We start from the raw sequence: 12,258 nt of genomic DNA on the forward strand, positions 1-12,258 counted from the left end.
GAAAGTCCGGAGGACCGCCATGCGGATGCGCTGGCTCGCGGTGCCCTTGGCGCTGCTGTGCGTGCTGACGGCGGCACCGACGATCGCCCACGCCGACAATCCCATCGTCCAGACCATCTACACCGCCGACCCGGCGCCGCTCGTCTACAACGGACGGGTCTATCTCTACACAGGACATGACGAGGACGGGTCGACCTACTTCACCATGAAGCAATGGCGGGTCTACTCCTCGTCTGACATGGTCAACTGGACCGACCACGGTTCGCCGCTCAGCCTGGCCAACTTCGCCTGGGCCGACGCCAACGCCTGGGCCGGCCAGGTCGTCGCCCGCAACGGCCGGTTCTACTGGTATGTGCCGGTGCGCAACAGGTCGACCGGCGCGATGGCCATCGGTGTCGCCGTCGGCGACAGCCCGACCGGCCCGTTCTCCGACGCACTCGGGCGCCCGCTGGTCGAGAACGGCGAGATCGACCCGACCGTCTTCGTCGACGACAACGGGCAGGCCTACCTCTACTGGGGCAATCCCCGGCTCTGGTACGTGCGACTCAACGCCGACATGACCTCGTTCTCCGGGTCGCCCACCCAGATTCCCCTGACCACCGCTGGGTTCGGCACCCGCACCGGCGACCCTAACCGGCCCACCCTCTACGAGGAGGGACCCTGGGTCTACAAGCGCGGCGGCCTCTACTACAACGTGTTCGCCGCCAAGTGCTGCTCGGAGTTCATCGGATATTCCACCGCACCCGGGCCGACCGGGCCGTGGACCTATCGCGGGACGGTGATGCCGACCCAGGGCAGCAGCTTCACCAACCACCCGGGAGTCATCGACTTCAACGGAGCTTCCTACTTCTTCTACCACAACGGTGCGCTGCCCGGCGGCGGCGGCTACACCAGGTCGGTCGCCGTGGAACGGTTCTCCTACAACAGTGACGGCACCATCCCGACGATCACCATGACCACGGCCGGGGCGCCACAGGTCACCACGCTCAGCCCGTACGTCCGTCAGGAAGCGGAGACGATCGCGTGGGAGTCCGGTGTGGAGACCGAGGCCTCAAGCGAAGGTGGCATGAACGTCGGCTGGATCGAGAACGGCGACTGGATCAAGGTCAAGGGCGTCGCCTTCGGCGCCGGTGCCTCCTCGTTCACCGCCCGCGTCGCCTCCGCCACCAGCGGCGGGCGGATCGAGGTGCGCCTCGACGCCAGCAACGGTCCACTCGCCGGCACCTGCACCGTCCCCGGCACCGGCGGCTGGCAGGCCTGGACCACGGTCTCCTGCGGCGTCAGCGGCGCCACCGGAACCCATGACCTCTACCTGCGCTTCGCCGGCGGGAGCGGGACGCTCTTCAACGTCAACTGGTGGCAGTTCACCGGCGGGAACGGCAATGGCAACCTGCTCACCAACGGCACGATGGAAAGTGGCACCACCGGTTGGACGACATTCGGCTCCGGCTCGTTGTCGGAGAGCACCGCCGTCGCACACGGCGGCGCCCGGTCACTGTCGATCACCGGACGCACGGCGTCATGGAACGGCCCCGCCCAGGACCTCACGGCCAAGCTCGGCAACGGCAGAACCTATGCGACGACGGCCTGGGTGCGCAGCCAGAGCGGCAACCCGTCGGCCAAGGCGACGCTCGCGCTGACGGCCGGCGGGACCACGAGCTACATCTCGCTGACGCCGGCCGCATCGGTCGGCACCGGCGGTTGGACCTTGCTGTCGGGGACGGCGACCGTTTCCTGGACGGGCACCTTATCCGCGGCCACCCTTTACATCGAGACGAGCGCGGGCACCGACGGCCTCTACGTCGACGACGTCGCGATCCAGTAGGACGCCGAACAGCTGGATCGCGAGGGCCGGCTTCCGCGCCGCAGGGGCGCGGAAGCCGGCAGCCGACTATCGACCGCGGGCTTGACGGCGACCGGCGACCTCGTTCACAGTCGACGCCCGAGTCGACTTCCCAAGCGCGAGGTGGAGATGCGGGCCTCCGGCGTGGACGTGACGGATCTGGTCGTAGCTGCCCGAGATGGTGACCGGCACGCGCTCGACGAGCTGGTCATCCGGTTCCTGCCGCTGGTCTACACCGTGGTCGGCCGGGCGCTGCGCGGGGATCCGGACATCGACGACGTCGTGCAGGACACGATGCTGCGGGCCGTGCGTGACCTGCCGGCGCTGCGCGACGCGGGCAGCTTCCGCGCCTGGCTGATGGCGATCACCGTGCGCCAGGTCGGGACCCACCTTCATCGCCGGCGGACGGCGGACCAGCGGAGCACGCCCCTCGGCGAGGGTGCCGACCTCGCGGACGAGGACGCCGCGGTGGAAGACCTGACGATGCTCCACATGGCGCTGTCCGACCAGCGCCGGCAGGTCGCCCGGGCCAGCCGCTGGCTGGACCCGGCCGACCGGATGCTCATGTCTCTCTGGTGGGCCGAGCACGCCGGACACCTGACCCGGGCCGAGCTCGCCGACGCCGCCGGTCTGACCGCCGCGCACGCCGGAGTCCGGGTCCAGCGGGCGCGGCAGCAGCTCGAGGTCAGTCGGTCGGTGGTCGCCGCGCTGGAGGCGCGACCAGGATGCGCGCGGCTCGGCGCCGCCGCGTCCGGGTGGGACGGCGTGCCCAGCCCGCTGTGGCGCAAACGGTTGAGCCGTCACGTGCGGTCGTGTGGGGTGTGCGGTCATGCCACCGCCGGGTTGGTCCCGACCGATCGGCTGCTCGCGGCCACGCTGCTCCCTGTGCCGGCGGTGGTGACGATGGGGATGCTCGGGAAGATCAAGGCAACGGCGCCGGCCGGCAGCGGTGCGCTGCCGGGCAAGGGGCTGCTGGCCAAGGTCGTAGGCGCGGTCGGCACGCGTCCGGTCCTGGCGCTGCTGGCCGGCGGCGTGGTCGTCGCGGGCGTGGTCGCCGCGGTGCCGCAATCGCCGGAGTCCAGCCCGCCCCCGGCGACGGCGGCGCCGTCGCCGAGCCCGGCGGGTCTGCGGCTGGGACGAGTCTCGTTGGAAGCGGCTGACGAGCCCGGCCGGTACGTGGCGATGGCAGCCGACCTCGGCGTGCTGACGCGAGTGGACGCGCACACCTCGACCGGCACCCGGCAGCGGGCGACATTCGACGTCACGCTCGGGCTGGCGAAGCCCGGCTGCTTCACGCTGCGGACCCGGGACGGGCGGTACGTGCGCCACATGTCCTGGCGACTGCGAGTGAGTCAACCCGAACGCAGCCCACTGTTTCGTGGCGACGCCACGTTCTGTCCCCGCCCAGGGCCGCTGCCTGGTTCGATCGCCCTCGAGTCGGCCAACTACCCCGGCTGGTTTGTGCGGCACCGTGACGACGAGGTGTGGGTCGACCAGGTCGACGGTCGCACGGCGTTGGGCGCCGACGGTTCCTTCCTGGTCCGCCCGGCCCTGGCCCCCTGAGCGGCACGGACCACGCGGCCGGCGGGTGGATAACAGAAAGCCGCTCGGCCGGTTTCGCGGAATGCGTCGAACGACTCTTGTAGAAAGTGTTACCGATACGAGTCGAAAATGGTCGCGGCTCAATTCTCGGGAACGCCCTTGAAACTATCGGAAATAGTCTGGCAACATCGTCGTACCTCGATGTGAACGCTCACATGGAGAAGAGGAGACGATGACAAGACGCGTTCTGGCGGCAGCTGCCGCGACGATGCTGATCGCTGGCGCGCTGATCGGGCTGGGCCCGGCCACCGCGACGGCGGCGACCGTGGACACGAGCGGCTGGTATGTGCTGGTCAATCGCAACAGCGGCAAGGCGTTGGACGTCTACAACCTGGCGACCAACGACGGCGCCCGGATCACCCAGTGGGCCCGTAACGACGGCGCACAGCAGCAATGGCAGTTCGTCGACTCCGGCGACGGCTACTACCGGCTCAGGTCGCGGCTTTCCGGGAAAGTGCTCGACGTATACAACCGGTCCACCGCCGATGGCGGGGCGATCGTCCAGTGGGCCGACAACAACGGCACCAACCAGCAGTTCCGGCTCGCGGATTCGGCGGGCGGATTCGTGCGGCTGGTCAACCGCAACAGCGGCAAGGTCGTCGAGGTGCAGGGCGCCGCGACCACCGACGGGGCCAACATCGTGCAATACACCGACTGGGGCGGCAACAACCAGCAATGGCAGCTTGTCCCCGTCGGCTCGACCGGCGGCGGCGGCGGAACCTACGGCAACCCCGTGGTCTGGCAGGATTTCGCCGACGGCGACATCATCCGGGTCGGCGACGCCTACTACTACTCGGCGTCGACCATGCACTACTCGCCCGGCGCGCCGATCCTGCGCTCCTACGACCTGGTCAACTGGGAGTACGCCGGCCATTCGGTGCCCAGCCTCGACTTCGGCTCGAGTGCCTACGACCTCAACGGCGGCCGGGCATACGTGAAGGGGATCTGGGCGTCCACGCTGAACTACCGGCGCAGCAACGGAACCTACTACTGGATCGGCTGCGTCGAGTTCAACCGCACCTACGTCTACACCGCCACCACGGTCGACGGCACGTGGCAGAAGCGCGCACAGATCAACAACTGCTACTACGACGCCGGCCTGCTGGTCGACGACAACGACACCATGTACGTCGCGTACGGAAACACGAACATCAGCGTCGCCCAGCTCTCGGCCGACGGTCTGAGCCAGGTTCGCAGCCAGCAGGTGTTCAGCACTCCGTCGAGCGTGGGCACACTCGAGGGTGCCCGGTTCTACAAGCGCAACGGCAGCTACTACATCTGGCTGACCCGCCCGGCCAACGGACAGTACGTGCTCAAGTCGAGCAGCCCGTTCGGCCCGTACGAGATGCGTCAGGTGCTCCTGAACATGCCCGGCCCGATCGCCGGTGGCGGTGTCCCACACCAGGGCGGCCTGGTGCAGACCCAGAACGGCGACTGGTACTACATGGCATTCGTCGACGCCTACCCGGGCGGCCGCGTGCCAGCGCTGGCCCCGATCACCTGGAGCGCCGACGGCTGGCCGAGTGTGCAGACCGTCAACGGCGGCTGGGGCAGCAGCTATGCCAAGCCCAACATCCCGGCGTCCGGGCGCACCGTGCAGTCGATGATCGGTCCCGACACGTTCGGCACGGCGGCACTTGGCCACCGGTGGGAGTGGAACCACAACCCCGACAACTCCCGATGGTCCGCCGGCAACGGGCTGCGCCTGCAGACGGCGACCGTCACCAACGACCTCTACGCGGCCCGTAACACCCTCACACACCGAATCCAGGGACCGTCGTCCACCGCGACCATCGAACTGGACTACTCCACGATGGCCAACGGCGACCGCGCGGGCCTCGCCATGCTGCGCGACTCGTCGGCGTGGATCGGCGTTCGGCGCGACAACGGCGTCAGCCGCGTGTCGATGACCAACGGCCTCACCATGAACAGCAGTTGGAACACCACCGGCACGGGTACCGAGCAGGCCGGTGCCACGGTCACCGGCGGCCGGATCTGGCTGCGGGTCAACGCCGACATCCGCCCGGGATCCGGCCGCCAGGCCCGGTTCTCCTACAGCACCGACGGCACCACCTTCACCGGCCTCGGGCCCGCGTTCACGCTCAACAACGCCTGGCAGTTCTTCATGGGGTACCGGTTCGCGATGTTCAACTACGCCACCCAGGCACTCGGCGGCTCGGTCACGGTCCGCCGCTTCGACCTCACCACCCCCTGAACGTGAACGGAGGAATCGACATGACAAGCCAATCGAGACGGCGACGTTGGTGGTTGCCGCGGGTCGTTGCCGGTGGCTTGGCGGCCCTGTTGGTCGGCGCTGCCGCCGCGACGGTGTTGGCCAGTCCCGCCGCCGCGGCGACGGTCGACACCAGTGCGTGGTACGTGCTGCTCAACCGCAACAGCGGCAAGGCCCTTGACGTCTACAACCTGGCCACCAACGACGGCGCGCGGATCGTGCAGTGGGCCCGCAACAACGGCAACCAGCAGCAGTGGCAGTTCGTCGACTCGGGCGGTGGCTACTACCGGCTGCGGTCCCGGCTGTCCGGCAAGGTCCTCGACGTCTACAACTTCTCGACCGCCAACAGTGCCAACATCGTGCAATGGACGGACTTGAACGGGACCAACCAGCAGTTCCGGCTGGCCGACTCCAGCGACGGCTACATCCGCCTGATCAACCGCAACAGCAACAAGGTGATGGAGGTCCAAGGGGCCTCGACCGCAGACGGCGGAAGCATCGTGCAGTACGACGACTGGAACGGCAACAACCAGCAGTGGCAGCTCGTCCGCGTCGACGGCGGCGGCAACCCGACCACACCGCCGCCGTCCGGCTCGTGCTCCCTTCCCTCAAGCTACAGATGGACGTCGACCGGGTCGTTGGCCAACCCGAGGTCCGGGTGGGTCTCACTCAAGGACTTCACGCACGTGCCCTACAACGGCCGGCACCTGGTCTACGCGACCAACCACAACACCGGCAGCACGTGGGGGTCGATGAACTTCAGCCTCTTCACGAACTGGTCCGACATGGGCTCGGCCACCCAGAACGCGATGCCCTTCGCCGCGGTGGCGCCCACCCTGTTCTACTTCGCGCCGAAGAACATCTGGGTGCTGGCCTACCAGTGGGGTGGCACGGCCTTCTCCTACCGCACGTCGAGCGACCCGAGCAACGTCAACAGCTGGTCGTCGCAGCAGGTGCTCTTCTCCGGCAGCATCTCCGGCTCCGGCACCGGCCCCATCGACCAGACGCTGATCGGTGACAGCACGAACATGTACCTGTTCTTCGCCGGCGACAACGGAAAGATCTACCGGGCCAGCATGCCCATCGGCAACTTCCCCGGCAGCTTCGGCTCGACGTCGACGACCATCATGAGCGACTCGACGAACAACCTGTTCGAGGCGGTGCAGGTCTACAAGCTCCAGGGCGAGACCCGCTACCTCATGATCGTGGAAGCCATCGGTTCACAGGGCCGCTACTTCCGCTCGTTCACCGCCACCAGCCTGGGCGGCTCGTGGACTCCGCAGGCCGCGACCGAGAGCAACCCGTTCGCCGGCAAGGCCAACAGCGGCGCGAGCTGGACCAACGACATCAGCCACGGCGATCTCGTACGCAGCAACGCCGACCAGACGATGACCGTCGACCCCTGCAACCTGCAACTGCTCTACCAGGGCCGGTCACCAAGCTCCGGCGGCGACTACGGCCTGTTGCCCTACCGACCGGGCGTCCTGACACTGCAGCGCTGAGGGCATCGTCCGCTGACAACAAAGAGCTCGCCGGAGCTGGTCGATTCACACCCGACCAGCCCGGCGAGCTCTTCGTTCGGGGCAGCGGGGCCGGTGTCCGTGCAGCATGTCCGCGCCCATCTGGCCCGGTTGCTGACTGCGCACCGCGGCGTCGATCAGCACACGCCGCCGCGCTAAACAACCCGTGCCACGGCTGGTCGGCGTCCAGAACCGTTCGATCCATTAGGGAATCACCGCGGTCGACCTTGACGTGACCAGCCCCGCGCCGGTCGCCGCGTCCGCCGGTGATCCTCGACAACGGCGACGGGCCATCGTCAACGTCGTCTCCGACGAAGCGCGGTACGCCCTCGGTCCGCATGCCGGGTTCACAGACGCGTCCCGAAGGCCGATCGGGGCGAGGTCGCGACGACCACTCCCGGCCGACGACGGCTCCTACCTACACCCTGAGCGGTTAGCTGAACACGACGGTCCACTGCAGGTTGACGCTGCCGTCCCATGACCACTGCTTCAGGGTTGATCCCGCGGCGACGCTTCCGCCGCTGTCGAGGGCCAGGCCGGTCGACCTGTTCGTGATCCGGTAGCGGCCGCCACCGAGGTGGTCGATCTGCCACTGCTGGTTGTTGCCGCCGTTCCAGGCGGCCTGCCGCGCCGGTGAGCCGTTCGCGGTCGCGCCCCAGCCGTCGGCGACCATGCCGTTGGTGCGGTTGACGATGCGGTAGTAGCCGCTGCCGGTCTCGACGAGCTGCCACTGCAGGTTGGTGCTGCCGTTCCAGGTCCACTGCTTGAGGTTCGCGCCCGAGGCGACGTTGCCACCGCTGTCGATCACCAGGCCGTTGGCCACGCTGGTCAGCCGCACATACCGCGACGGGGCGAACGTCACCCGCAGCGACGCGATCGCGTCGTTGTTGCCGGTGGCGCGCAGGTCGGCGTTGTCGGCGGTGAACACCCAGCTGGTGCCGCTGAAGTTGTCGTTGGCGAAGCCGACGATCTGGTATCCCGAGGTCACCCGCAGCGACGAGGCGCTGCGCAGCCCGATGCCGGCCGACTGCAACTGCGCCGCGGTGTAGTTGCCGACCGCGAGCGCCACGCCGGTGCCGCCGTAGTTCACGTCGGGGTAGATGACGGCCGTTCCGGAGACAGGGGGCTGTGTCGCGGTGATGCGGTAGCCCCGACCGGCCAGCACGGGCAGCGTGACGACCTCGGCTTCCGGCTTGCCGACGGAAACGCTGTCGCCGCTGGTGGTGTCGACGACCTGGTAGGAACCGGCGAAGAGCCGGCTGCGGATGTTGACGGTGCCGGCGCGGTCGGCCCGCAGCTGGATCTCGCCGGCCTGGCCGGAGCTCCACGCGACGTCCACGGTGTAGCCGCCCCGCCCGCGCAGTCCCTGCACCCGGCCGGCCGGCCAGGCGGCGGGCAGCGCCGGCAACACGTGCAGCTCGCCGGCGTGGCTGTGCAGCAGCATCTCCGCGATGCCGGACGTGGCGCCGAAGTTGCCGTCGATCTGGAAGGGCGGGTGCAGGTCGAACATGTTGGGCGCGAGCCGGGCGGGCGTGGCGAGCAGGCGGATGAGGTCGTACGCCCGGCTGCCCTCCTCCATCCGCGCCCAGTAGTTGATCTTCCAGGCCAGCGACCAGCCGGTGCCGTCGTCTCCGCGCAGTTCGAGGGTCCGGCGCGCGGCGTTGAAGAGGGTCGCGTTGCCGCGCTTGGTGATCTGGTTGCTGGGATGAAGCCCGTAGAGGTGGGACACGTGCCGGTGGTTGGTCTCGGGCTCGACCCAGTCGTAGAGCCACTCCATGATGTTGCCGCGTGAGCCGACCCGCATCGGGGGCAGCCGGTCGCGGGTGGCGAGCACCCGGGTCCGGAAGTCGGCGTCCACCCCGAGCACCTGACTGGCCTGGGCACAGCCGTTGAACAGGTCGCGGAGGATCTGGTTGTCCATCGTCGGTCCCGCGCACACGCTCACCCCTGAGTGGTGCGCGAGCTCCGGCGAGTTCGACGGGTTGGTCACCAGGTAGCCCAGGGTCGGTTCGGGCACGAGCGTGTCGAGGAAGAACTGGGCGGCACCCTTGAGGGCCGGGTACTGCTGCCGCAGGAAGTCCAGGTCGCCGGTGAAACGGTAGTGGTCCCAGATGAGCGTGGCCAACCATGCGCCGCCGGTCTGCCACATGCCCCACAGCGCGCCGTCGACAACGGAGCTGCCCCGCCACCCGTCGGTGTTGTGGTGGGTCACCCAGCCGCCGGCGCCGTACTGGAGCTGGGCGGTCCGGGCGCCGGTCACCGTCAGGTCGTTGATCATTCTGAAGACCGGCTCGTAGCACTCGGCGAGGTTCGTGGTGTCGGCCGGCCAGTAGTTCATGGGCAGGTTGGCGTTGAGCGTGTACTTCGAGTCCCAGGAAGGCGCCAGCGAGTCGTTCCAGATGCCCTGCAGGTTGGCCGGCTGACTGCCGGGTCGCGATGAGGAGATCAACAGATAGCGGCCGAACTGGAACAGCAGTGCCGAGAACTGCGGGTCGGCGACGGTCGCGTGCTGCGAGATCCGCACGTCGGTCGGTTGGTCCGCCGCGGCCGTGCGGCCCAGGTCCAGTGTGGTGCGGCCGAACAGCGCCTGGTAGTCGGCCACGTGCCGGCTGCGCAGCTCGTCGAAGATTCTGGCCTGGGCGGAGTCGAGGTGCCGGCGTGCGATGGACTGGTAGTCGCCGTTCGCGTTGGCGTAGCTGACGTAGCTGGTGCCGATGGAGATCAGCAGCGTGACGCTGTCTGCGTTGCGGACCTGCAAGGTGCCGCCGGAGCTGCTGACGCTGCCGCCGGAGGTCACCGCCCGGGCCAACGACAGGAACCGGACTCGGCCGGTGACGCCCTCCATGTCGCCGGAGACACCGTCCATCGCGACCGTCGCGCCGTCCGGGCTGGACAGGGTCGTGCGTTGAGGGCTGTCGAAACGGGCCGAGAAGGTGATGGAGCCACTGCGGTCGGCGGTCAGCCGCACCACGATCACCTGGTCCGGCGCGCTGGCGAACACGTCGCGTTGGTACCTGACTCCGTTTTGCAGGTACGACACGGAACAGGTCGCCGTGGTGAGGTCCAGCTGCCGGTAGTACTCGGAGACGCCGGTGCCGCTCGGGAACGTGAGCCGAAGATTGCCGACCGTCTGGTAGGCGAGCTGGCCCGCCGGTCGGCCCAGCATGGCCTGGTCGACCAGCGTCTGGGCCTGGCTCCACTGGTTGGCGAAGACCAGGCGCCGGATCTCCGACAGCGCTGCCGCGCCCTGTGCGTTGCTGGAGTCGTAAGGCCCCCCGGCCCAGACGGTGTCCTCGTTGAGCTGCAACCGTTCGACGTCGACGTTGCCGAACACCATCGCGCCGAGGCGTCCGTTGCCGACGGGCAGCGCGCGCAACCAGTCCGTGCCGGCGCTCTCGTCGTACCAGAGCGCCAGGTCGCCGGCGGCCCGCACCGCGGCCGGCGCCGCTGACGCGGGTCGGGGAAGGGCCAGCCAGGGCAGCAGCGCCGCGCCCGCTCCGGTCGCGCCCAGCTGGAGCACCTGGCGTCGGGTCAGGTCAGACATGTGGACTCCAAAGGAAAGCCGAGGGCGTGGTGTCAGCGGTAGCCGGCAGCGACGACGTTCGCCTGCACGGCGTTCTCGGTGGCGTCGGACGGATAGCCGGTCACGATGGCCCCTTCGTAGAAGGTGCCGGCGCTGAGATTGGCGCCTCCGTTGGGCTTGCAACAGTCTCCGCCGCTGCCCAGAATGATCGCGCCCTGCTTCTTCATCGGGCTGTATCCGCCCGGCAGAGCCCCGTCCCACAGCGTGTACAGGTTTCCGGACTGGGCGTTGCTGCCCTTGATGGCGAAGCGCGAGGTGCCGTTGTTCTTCAGCGTCGCGCTGACGAACTTGCTCGGGAATGCGCGCTGGTTGGGGTTCCAGCTCTGGCTGCCGCCGGGATACAGCCCCCACTCCAGGTCGGCCTGGACCCACGGGCCGGTGCCGGAGCAGCCGCCGAACCAGCACTGGGTGCTGAAGTTGATGGCATCCATCGCACCGGCTGCGTCAGCCGATCGCGTCGTCTCGCTGTTGCCGTAGTCGAAACAGCAGCCGTTGTTGACGTGGGTGCCGCTGGTCACCATGTACATGCCTTCGGGGGCGCTTCCGGTCGGCACGCCGGTCAGGTGGCCGTCGCGCCAGTAGCTGTTGCCCGGGTTGATATAGAGCGAGTAGGCCTTGGTGCCGGCGACCGAGAGGGACTCGGTGGTCGCGACCGCCGGGCGGCTCTGTGGCGAGCCGGGAACGACGCTCGAGCCCTGATACCACAGGTCGTTGCCCCGCCCGGACTGGTCGAAGACGACGGTGACCACGCACGTGGTGCCGGCGCAGAAGGAGTCCTGGGACGACGCGTTGGCGGCGCCGCCCGCACGGAGCACACCGATGTTGCGGGTCGTGCTGTCCGAGGAGCGGCGGACCTGGTAGAGGGAACCGTTGTAGGTGCCGTAGAGCGCGCGGGTGGTGCTGTGGGCGGCGACGCAGGGTGTCCCGCCGGACGCGTAGATGTCGCAGGGTCCGGCACCGGACGGGGTCGTCGGCGTGCTCCACTGCTGGTTGCTCTGGCCGTGGCAGCTCCAGAGGATGATTCGCGTGCCGTTCGCTGTTCCGGCGCCGTTGACGTCCAGACACCGGCCGGACTGCACTCCGGTGATCGTGCCGTTCGTGTTCACGTTCCACTGCTGGTTGGCCTGGCCGTTGCAGTCCCAGATGATCACCGAGGTGCCGTCGGCGGTGCCTTGCTGGTAGGCGTCGAGGCACTTGTTGCCGTACACCATCAGCTGTTTGCCGGTGGTGTAGGTCCAGGTCTGGTTGGCCGCGCCGGTGCAGTCCCACAGCTGTGCCTGGGTGCCGTTGCTGGTGCTCGCGCCGGCTACGTCCAGGCACCGTCCGGATTGGACGCCGATGATCGGCGCGCTCTGGCCGGGCTGGATGGGGGCCGCGACGGCGGTGCCGGGAACGAGGAGCAGAAGGAGGGCGGCGCCCAGCAGGGGCAGTCGCTTGCGGTGTACGAGGACCATTGCGGTCACCTCAATGTCTTTGG

Annotated in this window: 6 protein-coding genes; 4 read left to right on the top strand and 2 right to left on the bottom strand. The window is 68.6% G+C overall.

The annotated features are described in order from the left end of the window. Nucleotides 1–19 precede the first annotated feature (19 nt). The 4 genes from AB0J74_RS18420 to AB0J74_RS18435 all read left to right on the top strand — a co-directional run bounded on the left by AB0J74_RS18420 (nt 20) and on the right by AB0J74_RS18435 (nt 7,180). Entirely contained in the window at nt 20–1,825 is a 1,806-nt protein-coding gene (locus tag AB0J74_RS18420) for a family 43 glycosylhydrolase (protein ID WP_363449292.1), read from the top strand. Between the two features lie 162 nt (nt 1,826–1,987). Further along, complete coding sequence (locus tag AB0J74_RS18425) at nt 1,988–3,406, top strand: sigma-70 family RNA polymerase sigma factor (protein ID WP_363449294.1); 1,419 nt, start codon at nt 1,988–1,990, stop codon at nt 3,404–3,406. A gap of 211 nt (nt 3,407–3,617) precedes the next feature. Further along, complete coding sequence (locus AB0J74_RS18430) at nt 3,618–5,660, top strand: family 43 glycosylhydrolase (RefSeq protein ID WP_363449296.1); 2,043 nt, start codon at nt 3,618–3,620, stop codon at nt 5,658–5,660. A 20-nt stretch (nt 5,661–5,680) separates the two neighbouring features. Then, entirely contained in the window at nt 5,681–7,180 is a 1,500-nt protein-coding gene (locus AB0J74_RS18435) for a non-reducing end alpha-L-arabinofuranosidase family hydrolase (RefSeq protein WP_363449298.1), read from the top strand. 451 nt (nt 7,181–7,631) lie between these two features. Here the strand turns inward: AB0J74_RS18435 and AB0J74_RS18440 are convergent, their stop codons facing one another. Then, on the bottom strand, nt 7,632–10,742 hold the full coding sequence (locus AB0J74_RS18440; protein WP_363449300.1) for a glycoside hydrolase N-terminal domain-containing protein: 3,111 nt from the start codon (nt 10,740–10,742) through the stop codon (nt 7,632–7,634). Nucleotides 10,743–10,774: 32 nt separating this feature from the next. Next, on the bottom strand, nt 10,775–12,235 hold the full coding sequence (locus AB0J74_RS18445) for an arabinofuranosidase catalytic domain-containing protein (protein WP_363449636.1): 1,461 nt from the start codon (nt 12,233–12,235) through the stop codon (nt 10,775–10,777). Between the last annotated feature and the right edge of the window lie 23 nt (nt 12,236–12,258).

The organism is Asanoa sp. NPDC049573 (assembly GCF_040676615.1).
In the GTDB taxonomy this organism is placed as follows: Bacteria; Actinomycetota; Actinomycetes; order Mycobacteriales; family Micromonosporaceae; genus Asanoa.